The organism is Marinobacter sp. UBA3604, from assembly GCF_002375325.1.
Taxonomy (GTDB): domain Bacteria; phylum Pseudomonadota; class Gammaproteobacteria; order Pseudomonadales; family Oleiphilaceae; genus Marinobacter; species Marinobacter salarius.
This window is the reverse complement of record NZ_DFMB01000013.1, coordinates 36,356-52,516: the sequence shown is the minus strand read 5'-3', so window position 1 is coordinate 52,516 and position 16,161 is coordinate 36,356. Positions and strand designations below refer to the sequence as shown.

Below are 16,161 nucleotides of genomic sequence, written 5' to 3'. Positions count from 1 at the left end.
CTGATCTTGTTTTTGTGTTTGCCGGAAGCAAAGCTCCCTAGGCTGTTACGGATCAGGAGGTCATAAGGTTGCAGGGATTGTGAAAAAACGTGAAATTCAGCTTCCGAGGTCGCCGAGTAATGCACTGAGGGTGGCCTTACCTTTTTGCTGGTTGGCTTCCACGTCCAGGTCGCCGGTGCCTTCCCATCTCAGGTCGTCCTCGGGCAGCTCATCAAGAAACCGGCTTGGAATAGTTTCCAGCTTTTCGCCGTACTGTTTTCGCTGGGCGGCAAACGTAAGGGTCAGGGTTTCCCGGGCTCGGGTGATACCCACGTACATCAGTCGCCGTTCTTCCTCGACATTGCCTTCCTCAATGCTGGAGCGGTGGGGCAGTATTTCCTCTTCCAGACCCATGATGAACACGTGGGGGAATTCCAGGCCTTTTGAGGCGTGGAGGGTCAGTAGCTGGACCTTGTCGCTGTCGTCCTCTTCTTCGCGCTGCTCCATCATGTCGCGCAGGATTAGCCTGCTGATGGCGTCTTCAATGCCCATTTCGTCGGCCGTACCCTTGCCGTCGTCCAGCATGCGCTGGATGGACTCCACCAGATACCAGATGTTCTCCATTCGCCGTTCCGCCTGTTTTGGCGAGCCGGAATGCAGGTGCAGCCATTCCTCGTATTCGATATCGGTGAACAACTGCTTGATCACCGGAATCGGATCTTCGCTGTGCAGGCGCTCGCAGGTGTTGTCCACCCAGTGAGCGAAGCGCCGCAGACGGTCCAGCCCCTTCTCGGTAACGTGGGTTTCGGCACCCATATCGCCCAGGGCACGAAACAGGCTGACGTTGCGGGAGCGGGCGTAATGGCTGAGCTGTTCCAGCGTGCGGGGGCCGATCTCCCGGCGGGGCACGTTCACGACGCGCAGGAATGCCGCGTCGTCATCCGGGTTCACCAACAGACGCAGATAGGACATGGCGTCCTTGATCTCGTTCTTGGAGAAAAACGACTGGCCACCGGAGATGTGATAGGGGATCTGGTAAGCCTGCAGTTTCATTTCCAGCAGCCGTGCCTGGTGGTTGCCCCGATAGAGAACGGCGAAGTCCCGGAAAGCCAGGCCTTTCTTGAGTTTCTGGTCGAGAATTTCCGTGGCCACCCGTTCGGCTTCCGCGTCTTCGCTGCGGCAGCGGACGATTCTTAGCTCGTCCCCGACCGTATGATCACTCCACAGGGCTTTCTCGAACACGTGGGGATTATTGGCAATGACCGTGTTGGCACAACGAAGGATGCGAACCGTGGAACGGTAGTTCTGCTCCAGCTTGACGATTTTGAGGCTTGGGAAGTCTTCCTTGAGCTGAGCAAGGTTTTCAGGTCGGGCGCCGCGCCAGGCATAGATCGACTGGTCGTCATCACCAACGACGGTAAAGGCGGCCCGTTCTGCCACCAACAGCTTGACCAGTTCGTACTGGCACAGGTTGGTGTCCTGGTATTCGTCCACCAGCATGTAGCGGATTTTTCGCCGCCATTTCTGCAACACCTCGGGGTTGTCGCGGAACAGCTGTACCGGCAGCAGGATCAGATCATCGAAATCCACCGCGTTATAGGCCTTCAGGTATTCGTTGTAGTGGCGGTAAATGATGGCAATACGCTGCTCCCGCTCATCAGCGGCCCGGCTCCAGGCGTCCTGGGGGCTGCGCATGGCATTCTTCCAGGACGAGATGGTCATCTGCACGTCAGACAGTTCATCGCCGGCATCCGCGCTGGCCTCGCGCATCATCAGGTCCTGCAGCAGGGCCTTGGCATCTTCCGCATCGAAGATCGAAAAACCGGGGTGATAGCCCAGGTGCTCGTGCTCCTCGCGGATCATGTTCAGCCCGAGGTTATGGAAGGTGGAAACAATCAATCCCCGGGTCAGTTTGCGATCCACCAGGCGTCCGACACGTTCTTTCATTTCGCGCGCGGCCTTGTTGGTGAAGGTCACGGCGGCGATATGACGCCCTGGAATGCCAAGGTGTTCGATCAGATAAGCCACTTTGCGGGTGATCACGCTGGTCTTACCGCTGCCGGCACCAGCCAGTACCAGCATAGGACCCTCCGCGTAGCGGACGGCTTCACTCTGTCGGGGGTTGAGCTTGTTCACAATAATTGCGCCAATCCGGGAAATTCCGAGATAACCTGGGAAGCAAACATTCTACACTAGGCAGACATGCTGTACCTTGACGATCTATCAGCTATTCTTGAGGGAACGGAGATGTTTGATCACGAGGAACGGGACGCTTCTTAATGACCCTGGCAGTAAAACAACCCAATCCCAGCCATGTACGGCTGCTGGTGCTGACGCCGGAGTATGCGGATTTTCTCTGGCTGGGTGCGCTCCTGTCACGTGATTGTGAAATGGAACCGGACCTGACCTGGTGCCCGGATCTTATCGACTGCGATGATCTGATTCGCAATACCCATTTTGACGTTATCCTCTGGGACTGTGTGTTTCATGGCGGTTCCGAAGACGCTTTCCTGCAGTACCTGTCCGTGTCCAGCAATGAGAAACCGGTGTTGGCACTGAGTGCCGAGCCAGCCTCCGAGCGTGCTGTTGACCTGCTTGCCAATGGCGCTTCGGACTACCTGAGTCGCCAGTCATTGGAAGAGTGGGGGCTGCGCCGCGCGGTACGCTGTCTTTGGTATCGGCAGCAGCTTTCGGAGTCCGCTCACGGCCAGTTGGGCCGGGAAGTGGCCAGTGGTTTTATCAACCGTGACCTGTTCTTCGATCGCCTGCAACAGGCATTGCTGAGGGCCGAGCGTGCCAGCCAGCGGCTGGCGTTGTTGCACATCAACCTGGATGATTTCCGCAGCTTCAATGAATCCTTCGGTTACCAGAAGAGTGACCAGATCATGCTGAAGCTGGCGGAACGGCTGCGACAGAATTTGCGGCGAGTGGATTCGCTGATGCGCATTGGCGGCGACGAGTTTGCGATCATTGTCGAGAAAGTGGAAGACTCCCTGGATATTACCCAGATCATCCGCAAGCTCGTGACTGCGATGGGTGAACCATTCAGCCTTGACGGCCAGAATGTCGTCGTCAGCGCCAGCCTCGGCGTGGCCACCTACCCGGAAGCGGGTGACAGCCCGGAAAACCTTCTGCGACGTGCCAACCGAGCCATGTTTGAGGCCAAGCGCGATCCAGGTACCAGCTACCGGTTTTACGATCGTCAGTTGCACATAACGGCCGGATACCAACTGCGCCTGGAGGCGGATCTCCGTAACGCTCTGCGGGGTAATGAGCTGGAAGTGTATTATCAGCCGCGCATCGACCTCGCGTCGGAAGAAGTTCGGGGGGTGGAGTGCCTGCTCCGGTGGAATCATCCGGAAAGGGGGTTGGTGGGGCCGGACGAATTCATTCCAGTGGCAGAGCGCAGCGGGTTGATCGTTCCTGTCGGCTACTGGGTGATTGAACAGGCCTGCAAGCGTCTGCAGGAGTGTTCAGACCTCGGGCACCCGGGGCTGGTGTTTGCCGTGAACCTGTCGTTCCGTCAGTTCCATGATCGCAAGATGACCGAAACCATTTTCCGCATTATCTTCAATGCCAATATCGACACCAGTCTGTTGGAGTTGGAGCTTACGGAAAGCGCCATGATGCATGACCCGGAATATGCCCAGCGATGTCTGCGGGAGCTCAATCAACTGGGTATCAGTTTTGCCCTGGATGACTTCGGAACCGGGTTCTCCTCACTCAGCAATCTTCAGCACCTGCCTATATCCCTCGTAAAAATCGACAAGTCTTTCGTTCAGGAGTTGGGGCAGTCTGCCGACGCCGAGCATATCATCCGTGCCATTATCAGCCTGGCTCACAGCCTGCAAATCAGCGTGGTGGCGGAAGGGGTGGAGACGGAAGGACAACTGGAATTCCTGCGCCAGCAACACTGTGATGAAATTCAGGGTTACTACTACGCGCGCCCCATGCCATGGGCAGATCTTGTGCAATTCCTGGACAACCGTAGCCGCGCTGCTTGCCTGCAGCAATAAGCCGCTGTACCTTTGCGCTTTGACTCGTAAGCATCAGATGAGGTTGCATGAACAGTATCATCAGGCGCATTGCTGACGAACTGGGTGTTCGTGAACAGCAGGTGAACGCCACCGTTGAAATGCTGGACGGTGGCGCCACCGTTCCTTTTATTGCCCGTTATCGCAAGGAAGTCACCGGTTCGCTCGATGACAGCCAGTTACGGTCCCTGGAAGACCGCCTGCGTTATCTGCGTGAGCTGGAAGACCGTCGTTCCACGATCCTCAACAGCATTGAGGAGCAGGGCAAGCTGACCGATGAGCTGCGTGCCAGCATCGATTCGGCGGACACCAAGAACCGCCTCGAAGACCTCTACCTGCCGTATAAGCCCAAGCGCCGAACCAAAGCGCAGATTGCCCGTGAAGCCGGTCTGGAGCCCCTGGCCGATGCCCTGTATGACGACCCCACGCTGGAGCCAGAGAGCACAGCGGAAGGCTATATCAATGATGAGGCCGGTGTTACCGACACCAAGGCCGCGCTTGATGGTGCCCGCTACATTCTGATGGAACGCTTTGCCGAGGATGCGGAACTCCTGGGTGAGCTGCGTGACTTTATCTGGCAGCAGGGGCAGCTCAAGGTCACCGTGGTGGACGGCAAGGAAAATGAAGGTGCCAAGTTCCGCGACTACTTCGACCATGTCGAGCCACTGAAAAAGGTGCCATCCCATCGTGCGCTTGCCATCCTCCGGGGGCGCAATGAAGGCGTGCTTACCTACTCCATTGTGGTTGGCGATGCGGAAGACGACCGTCGCCAGCCCCATCCGGCGGAACAGCGTATTGCCGCGCGCTGGCATATCCGTGACAACGGCCGTGCGGCCGACCGCTGGTTGTCGGAAGTGGTGCGCTGGACCTGGCGCGTAAAGCTGTCCACCCAGATCGAAACCGACCTTATGGCCCAGGTGCGGGAAGCGGCAGAAACCGAGGCCATCAATGTGTTTGCCGCCAACCTCAAGGATCTGCTGTTACTGGCGCCGGCGGGCCCCCGCGCCACACTGGGGCTGGACCCCGGCCTGCGCACCGGTGTGAAGGTTGCCATCATCGACGGCACCGGCCAGGTGGTGGGTCACGGTGGTATTTTCCCGCACGCGCCCCGCAACCAGTGGGACCAGTCCATTGAACAGTTGGCGAGCTGGTGTCGGCAGTACCGCATTGAACTGGTGGCCATTGGTAACGGTACGGCCTCCCGCGAAACCGAAAAGCTGGTCGCGGACCTGAGCAAGCGTTACCCGGAGCTGAAGCTGGCGCGGATTGTGGTCAGCGAATCCGGTGCTTCGATCTATTCCGCCTCTGAATTCGCCTCCCGCGAACTGCCGGACCTGGACGTGACCATTCGCGGGGCGGTTTCCATCGCCCGCCGGTTGCAGGACCCACTGGCGGAAATGGTGAAGATCGAACCCAAGTCCATCGGTGTGGGGCAGTACCAGCACGACGTGTCTCAGGTTCAGTTGGCCCGCAGCCTGGATGCCGTGGTGGAGGACTGTGTTAACGGTGTTGGTGTGGATCTCAACACCGCATCCATCCCCCTGCTGGCACGGGTGTCCGGCCTGAACCAGAGTATTGCCCAGAACATCGTCGATTTTCGTAACCAGAATGGCGTGTTCCGTGATCGCAGGCAGTTGCTTAAAGTTTCCCGCCTTGGTGATCGTACCTTTGAGCAGTCGGCCGGTTTCCTTCGCATTGCGGGGGGCGACAATCCGCTGGACCGCTCGTCGGTGCATCCGGAAGCCTATGGTGTGGTTGAGGATATTGCCCGCCAGAACAATCGCAAGATTGAAGGTATCGTCGGCGACGCCGATTTCCTGCGCTCGTTGAACCCGCAGGACTATGTCACCGAACAGTTTGGTCTGCCGACCATAAAGGATATTATTACGGAATTGGAAAAGCCGGGCCGTGACCCCCGGCCGGAGTTCCGCTTTGCCAGCTTCGAGGAGGGAGTGGAAACCCTCAATGACCTGAAGCCGGGCATGGTGCTGGAAGGGTCGGTCACCAACGTGACCAACTTCGGCGCGTTCGTGGACATCGGCGTCCATCAGGATGGCCTTGTGCATATCTCTGCGTTGTCGAATACCTTCGTGAAAGATCCGAGGGAAGTGGTCAAGGCAGGGGATATCGTCAAGGTGAAAGTGATGGACGTTGATATCCCGAGAAAGCGGATTGCGCTTTCCATGCGTATGGATGACCAGCCCGGGGAGAAATCCGACAACCGCGCCGGCTCCAGCAGTAAAGGTGGCAAACCTTCCGCAAGAAATGACCGCCACAAGGGCGCAGACAGCGGGCAAAAGGGTGCCATGGCCGGAGCGCTGGCACAGGCTCTGGCGTCGGCCCGCAAAGACGGCCGTTAACCCGCGCCGCTACACACTACCGTAATGGCCGCCGGTGTTCCCGGCGGCCATTCAAGCAGGAGTCATTCATGGGTGAATCCCGCCATCAGCTTTTTCAGCAGTTCACGGCCAACCAATGGGCCGGATTTCGAAAAGGCGTTGAGAAAGAAGGCCTGCGGGTCGATCGCAACGGCTTTATCGCACAGACTCCGCACCCCCGCTCGCTGGGTTCCACACTGACTCATCCCCGTATCACCACGGATTACTCCGAAGCTTTGTTGGAGCTGATTACCCCGGTGTTCGATACCACGCGAGGGATGCTCGATTCGCTCCGGGATACCCATCGCTTCGTTCAGTGCAATCTTGGGGATGAGGTGTTCTGGGCCGCGAGTATGCCGTGTGAGCTGGACGGCGACGCGAGCATTCCCATTGCCGAGTATGGCACTGCCAATATCGGTCGCCTGAAGCATGTGTATCGCCAGGGGCTGGCCGTGCGTTACGGTCGCATGATGCAAAGCATTGCTGGCGCCCACTACAACCTGTCGCTGCCTGACAGTTTCTGGAGGCTTTGGCAGGACGCCCTTGGTAACCAACAAAGCCTGCAGGACTTCAAGTCGGACCAGTATTTCTGGCTGATCCGCAATTTCCGTCGTCGCAGCTGGATGCTGATGCTGCTGTTCGGCGCTTCTCCGGCGCTGGATGCCAGCTTTGTGGCGGGTGTACGTCATGACCTGAGCAGGTTCGGCGATGATACCTGGTATGGCCGCGAGGCCACATCGCTGCGCATGGGCGACCTGGGCTATCACAACAACGCTCAGGCATCGCTGAACATCTGTTTCAATGAACTGAAGACCTACACCGACACCCTGTTCAGGGCGATTCATACCCCGTGGCCAGCCTACGAAGAGATGGGAACCCGGCGCGACGGCGAATTCATCCAGATCAACACCAGCGTGCTGCAGATTGAGAACGAGTATTACAGTGCCGTGCGGCCAAAGCGTACCACCGAGCGTGGGGAAAAGCCGATACAGGCTCTGGAGTCACGGGGCGTGGAGTACATTGAAGTGCGCTGTCTGGACCTGGATCCGTTCTCCCCGGTTGGCGTCAACGAAAGCCAAATCGATTTTCTTGACCTGTTCCTGCTGGATTGCCTGCTGTCAGACAGCCCGCGCATTGATGATGACGAATGCGATCGCCTGGATGACAACTATCAGGATGTGGTAGCTCAGGGCCGGAATCCGGACCTGACGATCTGTCGCTCCGGTGAACGGGGCCGGGTTGGTGACGCTGCCGTTGCCCTGATGGATCGTCTTGCCCCCCTTGCAGAACAACTAGACAGCTTGAACGGAGATTCCACCTATCGACGAGCGCTGGATGACCAGCGTGCCAAGCTCGACGATCCGCGTGAGTTACCATCAGCGAAGGTACTTGAAGCCATGGAGGCTTCCGGCATGGGTCACCGGGAATGGGGGCTGGAAATGTCCAGGCAGCACCAGCAAACGCTGCGAGAGGAAGGGCTGTCGCCGGATGTGATGGCAGCGTTTGAAAAAATGACCGCTGATTCGCTTTCCGAGCAGGATGAAATGGAGCAAGCCGAAAACCAGCCGTTTGGAGAATTTCTGGAACAATACCTGCAATCCTGAACCGGGAGTGCCCCTCCCGGTCGGGCGTCACACTCTCCCCGGACCTGTCGCACAGAAACGTAATTAACGTTTGTCAGCTTCGGTTCGCGCTGTTAATTTCTGTAAGCAGAGTGACAGCATCTGATGGTGGCTACAGGTAAAGGGAGAACCGGTATGGCCAGAGACATCAAGTTAGGGTGGGATGTTGAGTCCCTGAATAAAGCCTATCGCCAGGGCTATATGGCCGCCTCTATGGGCATGGAACGCAGCCGCTGTCCCTATCGCGGAGAAGTCGTTGTTGCCGCCTGGGAAGCAGGATGGGAAGACGCTGAACAGGTTACCAATGAGGCGCGGCCGGTCGACGACCTGTTCTCCCGCATCGCCTGATGCCTGCGCCTGCCGCTTGCTCACCCGGCCGTTGTATTACTTCTGAACAACGAACTCCGTAAACAGCACACCGGTAATGCTCTCGCCGGTCTGTTGCTCTTCCAGTGCAGTATTTATTCTCTTCGTGGCTTCTTCACGCAGCGACTGCTGTCCCTCGGTCGAGGACAACTGTTCTGCGTCAGTCTGCTCCCCGAACAGCATCACCAGCTCATGACGGAGCCTGGGCATGTGTGCCTCCACCGCCGGACGAGTGGTTTCCTTCGACGCCCTGATAGTAACCGCGGCCTTGAGGTAGGTCAGTTTGGTGCCCGGTTCCCCCACGTGGGTGACAAAGGGCGGATCCATTTCGATGTAGTCCGTGATTGCTGGTTCCTTTTCCTGCTCTTCCTGTGCCTCGTCTCCCCCTTCGTCCTCTTGGGCAGAGGCGGTTGGAGCCAGGAGGAAGGCAAAAAACAGGGCCAGCAGAACGTACTTTGGCTTAAGTGTCATAGGCTTGAAGTTCGTATTGGTTTAAGGTTAAGTAGCTGGGCGCACGCAGCCGCCACCTGATGCTGGGAGAATAGCAGGCTAGGTGCGCGGTTGCAGCATCCGATGCTTTACCGCCCAAGGCGGGAGACAGACTGACCTGAACGTTGACCCGAGGTACCCCTTTGAACTCCAGAGCCGTTTTCTTTCTGATATTCCTGCTGTGCGCCGGGCTGCTTGGTGTGGCCCTCTACATGGAGCATGTTATGGGGTTGGAACCCTGTCCTCTGTGTTGGCTGCAGCGATTCGGTTTTATGGCTGCTGGCATCGTCAGCCTCCTGGCAGCGCTTCACGGCCCCCATGGGTTTGGTGCAAGGGTCTATGGGCTGTTGTTGTCCGTCAGCGCGGGTGCGGGCCTGGCGATGGCGGGTCGACAACTGTGGCTTCAAAGCCTGCCGGCGGATCAGGTGCCAGCCTGCGGGCCTTCGGTGGATTACATGCTGGATGTGTTGCCCTGGATGGAGGTGTTGACCACGGCGCTGAAAGGCACGGGCGATTGCGCCGAAGTGACCTGGCGTTTCCTGGGGCTCAGTATTCCTGGCTGGACGGCCATCTTTTTCTCGTTGCTGGTGATTGTCGGCCTGGTGATGCTGTTCCGGCCCCCAAGAAAGCCGGAATGGATACAGGGATGAAACGGTTGCGACCGACCGCTGGCATGGGGTAACTTGAGTTTCGATACACTTGAGTTTCGATACAACAGAAATCAAACCAGAACGCGGTAACCGGAGATAGGCGTCATGTTGGATAATTGCCGTAATGCCAGGGAGCGTTGGGGTGGCGTCAGCGAACTGATTGATCGCTGGCTGAAAGAAAGGCAGGAACTGCTGGTACACTACTGCGATTTGTCCGGTACGACGGACTATTCCCAGACGGAGGCGCTGCGCACGAAATTTATCAAGCTGTGTGAGGTGCTGGTGGATTACGTGTCGGCAGGGCACTTCGAAATATACGAGCAATTGGTTCAGGAAGCCCGTGAATTTAACGACGGTGGGCTGGAACTGGCGGCAAAGCTGTACCCAAAAATCGAGCAGACCACGGAAACGGCGCTCAATTTCAATGATCGCCTTAACGGGCAATCGCTGACGGAGAACGAAGTTCGCGATTTGTTCCAGCAGTTATCAGAGCTCGGCGAAACCCTGGAAAGCCGGTTTGAGATGGAAGATTTCCTGATTGAGCATCTGCACAATGCCCATGCTGACAAGGTAATGTCGTCGGCTTGAGGTGAAGGCTTGAAACCTCCCCCCGATTCCAGAAGGAAATGGGGGGAGTGGCCGTTGCCAAGCGGCTTATTTATTCCGGGTTGATTTCCAGAAGCTCCACGTCGAAGACCAGGGTCTCGTTGGGTCCGATCCTCTGGTTTCCTCCAGGCCCATAAGCCAATTCAGAAGGAATGTAGAGTTTCGCCCTGCTGCCTTCAGACATCAGTTGCAGTCCTTCGGTCCAGCCCGGTATGACCTGGTTCAGGCCAAAGGTGACCGGCTCGCCACGCTCGCGGGAGCTGTCGAACACTTCGCCTGAGATCAACTCGCCGGTGTAGTGCACCTGTACGCGGTCCTCGGCCGTTGGCTTTTCACCATCGCCTTCTTCCAGGATTTCATATTGCAGGCCGGATTCCGTGGTTTTGACGCCGTCGCGTTTGGCGTTCTCCGCCAGGAACTGTTCCCCGGCTTCCTGATTTTTCTTGGCCAGTTCTTCCGCCTGGGCCGACTCCTGCTCCTGGAGTTGGCTCTGGTAGGCCATCAGGGCTTCCTGGATCTCCTCACGGCTCATTCGCGTCTGTTCTTCATCGCCGTCGTGGCCGTGCTGAATGCCTTGAAGGAATTGCTCCATTTTAAGGTTCGGCAGGTCGTTGCTCATTCTCTGGCCCATGACCAGGCCCATGCCGTAGCTGACTTTCTCATCCGTGGATTCCAGCGCCGGATCTTCCGGAACCGCTTCCTGGGAAGAAGAACAGCCTGCCATGACACCGGCCACAGTCAGTGCGATCAGGGTTTTTCTCATTACATCGTCCTTAGTTAAGCTTGCGTTGAATGATCGGGAACGCACAAAAGGTAACGGGTTCTGTGGCCAGATGCCACTGAACATGTGTTAAGGAAGGGGGTAATCTCAACTACCGTTATTGGCCGTGTCAGGGCCGAGCGAAAAAGGTGCGCGGTAGGGCGATTGCCAATCGGTTTCCGAGTCGGACACGGGCGGGCGTACGTTCTTACTTTCAGATCGCTCTATTGCCAACGCGTTCCAGGGCCCTTGCGCAGGCGGCTTGTCAGCGTAGTGCCAGCTGCCGTCGCTGTCCCTCCATTTGAAGACGATGTCGGGCCCTTCAGTCGGAACCGGTGAGGGAACCAAGCCCTCAAACGCGGGAATTTCCGCGTTGGTTTCGGCCTTTGCGGGTTCGCTGGTGGTTTCGGCGGGGTCATTCAGGCCGAAAAACATCAGTGCCACCAGGACGCCGAGAGCGGGAAACGCCAGCCGGATTAGCCATTTCATCAACATGGCTTGTTATCTCCTTCAACGAGGGTCGACAGTTCTCTGGTCAAAATGTCCAGCAAGCTGCCGGTCTCGTTATCCATTGTCTTCTCTGGTGCTGCGGCGAGCAAGTTGCTGAGGGCCAGATTGGCCGTTGTTGCCTCACCGCTGCCTGTATGTTTGTTTGAAACCAGGGCCTGATAGGCCAAGGCCAGTTCCACCCGCTCCGCTTCAAGTTCGCTACGAGCGATGCACTCTCTTACAATAGCAGTGCCGGGGTCATTCTTTGTAATGGTTTTCTTCGCTGCTCGGAGCGGCTCTGTGACTTGGCGCCGCCAGGCGGTTACCTGTGCGCTCTCAGTACCCGGGAACAGGTTGCCTGACGTGGCCAGCCACGTTGCGCAGAGAATCCGGGTAACGCTCCAGCCACGATCCTGCAGGCCGAGACACGCCTCCCGTGCCGCAGAGGATTCCCAGAAACGACAGGCAAACCGCCACAATGGGTTTTCCGGATCTGCATCCTCCGGTATCTTGCTACCGCTACACGCCATAGGGGCCAGGCCGGTTCCTTATCAAACGTTCCTTGATACTATTACGCTATGTTAACGATAACCGATCTCAGTTTACAACGAGGTGGCGTCTGGTTACTAGAAGCCGTCAACCTGACCATCCAACCCGGCCAACGGGTAGCGATAGTGGGTGCCAATGGTGCTGGCAAGTCCAGTTTGTTCCAGTTATTGCTGGGTCAACTGGCGCCGGAGCAGGGCAGTGCGTCTCTGCCCGGGGGGTGCCGAATCGCCCACATGGCTCAGGAAGTGGCCGCCTCGTCCCGCTCAGCCCGGGATTTTGTGCTGGATGGCGACTATGACCTGCGACGCATGGAGTCAGAGCTAGCTGACGCAGAAGAGCAGGGTGACGATCACCGCATTGCCCGCATTCATGGCGAGCTCGACATCCATGAAGCCTGGTCAGCGTCTCGCCGCGCGGAAGCGTTGCTGAGAGGTTTGGGATTTTCGGATGCCGACGCCGATCGGCCGGTGTCTTCGTTTTCTGGCGGCTGGCGGATACGCCTTAACCTGGCCCAGGCGTTGATGCGCCCGTCCGATCTGTTGTTGTTGGACGAACCCACCAACCACCTGGACCTGGACGCCTGCCTTTGGCTTGAGAACTGGCTGCGGCGGTACGAGGGCACCCTGCTGTTCATTTCCCACGACCGTGACTTCATGGACCGTGTGGCGACTCACCTGGTGCATTTCGACCAGCGGCGGCTGGACCTGTATACGGGTAATTACTCATCATTTGAGACCCAGCGCAGTGAGCGCATTGCCCAGCAGCAGGCCGGGTATGAGCGCCAGCAGGCAAGAATCGCCGAGATTCAGCGTTTCATCGATCGTTTTAAAGCAAAAGCCACCAAAGCCCGCCAGGCTCAGAGCCGGGTCAAAGCGCTGGAGCGCATGGAGAAAATTGCTCCGGCCCACGTCGACTCTCCGTTCAGTTTCGAGTTTCCGGTAGCCGATAAAGTGTCCAATCCGCTGATGTCGATTCGTAACGGCTCGGCCGGTTATGGCGACGCCGTTGTGCTCGAAGGCATTAACCTGTCTCTGCTGCCGGGCAGCCGCATTGGTCTTTTGGGCCCTAACGGCGCTGGTAAGTCCACGTTGATGGATGCCCTGCGGGGGCAAAGCACCTTGCTGCGAGGTGAGCGGACCACGGGAGAACACGTGGCGATCGGTTATTTTGCCCAGCATCAGTTGGAGTCGCTGGACCTGGATGCAAGCCCGTTCCTGCACCTGCAGCGGCTGGCTCCGAAAGCCTCCGAGCAAAGTGTCCGTAATTTTTTGGGAGGCTTTGACTTTCACGGCGATGAGGCCCTGAGTGCTATCCGCTCATTCTCCGGTGGTGAAAAGGCCCGTGTGGCGCTGGCGGTGATCGCCTGGCAAAAGCCCAACCTGTTGCTGCTGGACGAGCCCACCAACCATCTGGATCTGGAAATGCGTCAGGCCCTGACCATGGCGCTGCAAAACTTTGAGGGGGCGATTGTGGTGGTCTCCCACGACCGTCACCTGCTGCGCAACACGGTCGATGACTTCTGGCTGGTGAACGAGGGTCGGGTTACGGAATACGAAGGCGACCTGGAAGACTATGAGCGCTGGCTGGCGGACCGTCGCAAGGATGAAACCGAAGCTCCACGCCGGGAAAGTGGTGAGGCCCAGGCCGCAGGCGGTAACGCATTGGCTGCGGATAGTGGTGTTGGTGAGAACGCCGAAGATCGTAAGGCCCGAAAGCGGGCGGAAGCGGCCATTCGCCAGAAGCTTAGCCCCTACCGCAAACAACAGGGTGCGCTGGAGAACGAGATGGATCGGCTCCAGTCCACGTTGGTGACGCTGGAGCAGGAGCTTTCAGAGCCGGAGCTCTATGCCGATCAGGGCAAACAGAAGCTAAAGGATCTGTTAGGGCAACAAGCCACCGCAAAGAGTCGTCTGGCAGAGGTAGAAGCCGAATGGCTTGAAATCAGCGAAACGGTCGAGAGCCTCGAGGCAGAGTTAACGCCCTAGAATTTCACCTCCAGGGTGAAATTCTGTTTGGCCAGGTAATCCCGTTCGTTTTCAAGATCGGCCAGGGTCAGCGGGCGTTCATCCAGCCACCCTTCAGTGAATTCCAGGGCCAGACCATTGGTGGACGGGTGCAGGCGGAATTCGGGGGGCTGCTCATGATTCCGCGGATGCTGCAATAGCACTGCCAATCGAACCAGTACACACAGGTAACGCAGACGGGGAACGTCTTCGGGGTTCAGCCCTTCGAAAATGGCGGAAGAGAACTTGCGCCGGTGCCCGCGAACCAGGGTTGCCAGATCGCGCTGAAACTGTTGACTGAAGCCGGGAAGGTCGGAATACCGCAACAGGTAGGCGCCGTGCTTGTGGTACTGGCTGTGTGAAATGGTCAGGCCGATTTCATGCAGCCGGCAGGCCCAGCGCAGCACTTCTTCATCAGTTGCTGTGTTCAGCTCCCAGGTGCTCGCCACCTGCCTCCAGGCCGCGATGGCGGTGTGTTCCACGGCGCTGCCGTGTTCCTGGTCGACGTGATAGCGTTCCTGCAGGGCCTGAATCGTTCGTACCCTTACATCCTCGTGCTGAATCCGGCCGGCGATGTCGTACAGCAGGCCTTCCCTCAGGGCGCCATCAGCGAACGTCATTTCCGTTATTCGCAGCGACTGGAACGCTCCCATCAAAATCGCAAACCCCGCCGGGAAGATACTTTGTCGGTCGGCGCGGACGCCCAGGTCGCCGAGCTTCTCAGCCTTGCCCATATCGACCAGTCGGGTCCTGAGTTCCATCATCGCGTCCAGGGTGATGGTGCCGTCAGTGATCCTGAGGCTGGTCAACACACTGGCAATTGCCTTGATCGAGCCGGATGACCCCACCGCACTTTGCCAGCCCTTACTGCGGAAGTGCTGACGGATATTGAGCAGTTCCTGTTCGGCGTGGGTAACGGCCCTGTCCATTTGCTTGCGGGTGATCTTGCCGTCCGGAAAGTATCGATTGCGAAACGACACGCAGCCCATGTGCAGACTTTCCAGTTCCTGGGGTTCGAAGCGCTCCCCGATAATAAACTCGGTACTGCCGCCCCCAATATCAATCACCAGGCGCCGGCCACTGTCATCCGACAGGGTGTGTGACACGCCCAGGTAAATCAGACGGGCCTCCTCCCGGCCGGCGATGATTTCCACTGGGTATCCCAGCACCTCTTCCGCCCTGGTCATGAATTCATGGGCGTTGCGCGCCACCCGCAATGCGTTGGTGCCCACCACCTGGACCGCCGCTGGTGGCATTCCCTGGAGCCTCTGGGCAAAACGGCTAAGGCAGGCCAGGGCACGTTCCTGGGCGTCTTCGGTCAGGCGGTTATGACTGTCCAGCCCGGCACCGAGCTGTACCTTTTCCCCCATCTTCTCCAGGGTGCGGATTTCACCGTGAACCAGGCGGGCGACCACCATGTGGAAGCTGTTGGAGCCCATGTCGATTGCAGCGAGCAGTTCTGGCGGGGTGGCGGAAGAGTTGGCCGTCACGTGTATTGAATTCCTTCTGCCAGGCCCTAAATAGAGGGAAGGGAGCTTGAAAGGATGCATGCCGGAAACACGGCAGCGTTCATACAACCATTGTTGTCAGGGCGAAGGCGGACGTTAACCACCATGCCTGGGGATTACTATAAGCGATATGCGGTGTAACGCAATGGGGCGTCAACGCTCTGGGTGAGGGTAATCCGAAGTGCCGGGGTGGAACGAAGCGCTTCACATCCGCCTGACCAATCGCGTAAAGTAAGGCTTACAATAATTTAGGAAATCGGTTGCCCCAAGCCTTTTGCGGCAACTGTCAGAACAGCCAACAGCATCGTTCAGGCGGCCAAAGCCGCTGGTGGGTGCACGAATCGGGAAACTGAAATGAGCGGAAATATTGTAAACGTTACAGATGCCTCCTTTGAGCAGGATGTGCTGCAGTCAGACGTGCCGGTACTGGTCGACTACTGGGCAGAGTGGTGCGGCCCATGCAAGATGATCGCGCCAGTCTTGGAAGAGATGGCTGAAGAGTACGAAGGCAAGCTGAAAGTCTGCAAACTGAACATTGATGAAAACGAGCAGACCCCGCCCAAATTCAACATCCGCGGCATCCCCACCCTGATGCTGTTCAAGAACGGCAACGTGGACGCCACCAAAGTAGGCGCACTGTCCAAGTCACAACTGGCCGCGTTCCTCGACAGCAATCTCTGATAGCTGCTGTCGGCCAAAGCCGCCCCTGAGCAAACGCTCACGGGCGG

Annotated in this window: 14 protein-coding genes; 8 read left to right on the top strand and 6 right to left on the bottom strand. The window is 57.9% G+C overall.

All coding sequences use genetic code 11. The features are described from left to right. Positions 1–96 precede the first annotated feature (96 nt). On the bottom strand, positions 97–2,115 hold the full coding sequence (rep, locus tag B2590_RS03285) for a DNA helicase Rep (RefSeq protein ID WP_075194993.1): 2,019 nt from the start codon (positions 2,113–2,115) through the stop codon (positions 97–99). A 143-nt stretch (positions 2,116–2,258) separates the two neighbouring features. On the opposite strand from rep, the gene B2590_RS03280 reads away from it, so the two are divergent. The 4 genes from B2590_RS03280 to rmf all read left to right on the top strand — a co-directional run bounded on the left by B2590_RS03280 (position 2,259) and on the right by rmf (position 8,361). Next, positions 2,259–3,995, top strand: a complete 1,737-nt coding sequence (locus B2590_RS03280; RefSeq protein ID WP_151982897.1) for an EAL domain-containing response regulator — start codon at positions 2,259–2,261, stop codon at positions 3,993–3,995. A 47-nt stretch (positions 3,996–4,042) separates the two neighbouring features. Then, positions 4,043–6,373, top strand: coding sequence for a Tex family protein (locus B2590_RS03275; protein ID WP_151982896.1), 2,331 nt, complete (start codon positions 4,043–4,045; stop codon positions 6,371–6,373). 68 nt (positions 6,374–6,441) lie between these two features. Continuing rightward, complete coding sequence (gene gshA / locus B2590_RS03270; RefSeq protein ID WP_286811077.1) at positions 6,442–7,995, top strand: glutamate--cysteine ligase; 1,554 nt, start codon at positions 6,442–6,444, stop codon at positions 7,993–7,995. A gap of 153 nt (positions 7,996–8,148) precedes the next feature. After that, on the top strand, positions 8,149–8,361 hold the full coding sequence (gene rmf, locus B2590_RS03265; RefSeq protein ID WP_036202988.1) for a ribosome modulation factor: 213 nt from the start codon (positions 8,149–8,151) through the stop codon (positions 8,359–8,361). Between the two features lie 36 nt (positions 8,362–8,397). Here rmf and B2590_RS03260 read toward each other — a convergent pair whose 3' ends face one another. Next, positions 8,398–8,850 (bottom strand): flagellar basal body-associated FliL family protein, encoded by a 453-nt coding sequence (locus tag B2590_RS03260; protein ID WP_286811078.1) that lies wholly within the window; start codon positions 8,848–8,850, stop codon positions 8,398–8,400. Between the two features lie 161 nt (positions 8,851–9,011). Here B2590_RS03260 and B2590_RS03255 point away from each other — a divergent pair, with 161 nt between their 5' ends. Further along, on the top strand, positions 9,012–9,518 hold the full coding sequence (locus B2590_RS03255; protein WP_286811079.1) for a disulfide bond formation protein B: 507 nt from the start codon (positions 9,012–9,014) through the stop codon (positions 9,516–9,518). 105 nt (positions 9,519–9,623) lie between these two features. Next, positions 9,624–10,106 carry a sigma D regulator gene (rsd, locus tag B2590_RS03250; protein WP_286811080.1) on the top strand — a complete coding sequence of 161 codons (483 nt, stop codon included), beginning with the start codon at positions 9,624–9,626 and terminating at the stop codon, positions 10,104–10,106. A gap of 70 nt (positions 10,107–10,176) precedes the next feature. Here the strand turns inward: rsd and B2590_RS03245 are convergent, their stop codons facing one another. The 3 genes from B2590_RS03245 to B2590_RS03235 all read right to left on the bottom strand — a co-directional run bounded on the left by B2590_RS03245 (position 10,177) and on the right by B2590_RS03235 (position 11,903). Next, the gene (locus B2590_RS03245; RefSeq protein WP_286811081.1) at positions 10,177–10,887 is read right to left on the bottom strand and encodes an FKBP-type peptidyl-prolyl cis-trans isomerase; all 711 of its coding nucleotides are present in this window, start codon (positions 10,885–10,887) and stop codon (positions 10,177–10,179) included. Positions 10,888–10,992: 105 nt separating this feature from the next. Beyond that, positions 10,993–11,379, bottom strand: coding sequence for a DUF4124 domain-containing protein (locus B2590_RS03240; RefSeq protein ID WP_286811082.1), 387 nt, complete (start codon positions 11,377–11,379; stop codon positions 10,993–10,995). Then, positions 11,373–11,903: a DUF2390 domain-containing protein gene (locus B2590_RS03235; RefSeq protein ID WP_041332610.1), complete on the bottom strand. Its 531-nt coding sequence runs from the start codon at positions 11,901–11,903 to the stop codon at positions 11,373–11,375. The genes B2590_RS03240 and B2590_RS03235 overlap by 7 nt, the downstream gene beginning before the upstream one ends. Positions 11,904–11,951: 48 nt before the next feature. Here B2590_RS03235 and B2590_RS03230 point away from each other — a divergent pair, with 48 nt between their 5' ends. After that, positions 11,952–13,907, top strand: a complete 1,956-nt coding sequence (locus B2590_RS03230) for an ATP-binding cassette domain-containing protein (RefSeq protein ID WP_286811083.1) — start codon at positions 11,952–11,954, stop codon at positions 13,905–13,907. On the opposite strand, the gene ppx is transcribed toward B2590_RS03230, so the two are convergent. Then, entirely contained in the window at positions 13,904–15,415 is a 1,512-nt protein-coding gene (gene ppx / locus B2590_RS03225) for an exopolyphosphatase (protein ID WP_286811084.1), read from the bottom strand. The two genes, B2590_RS03230 and ppx, sit on opposite strands and share 4 nt — an antisense overlap. Before the next feature lie 372 nt (positions 15,416–15,787). On the opposite strand from ppx, the gene trxA reads away from it, so the two are divergent. Further along, a complete protein-coding gene (trxA, locus tag B2590_RS03220; protein ID WP_007153552.1) occupies positions 15,788–16,114 on the top strand; it encodes a thioredoxin TrxA in 327 nt (108 codons plus the stop codon). Positions 16,115–16,161 lie beyond the last annotated feature (47 nt).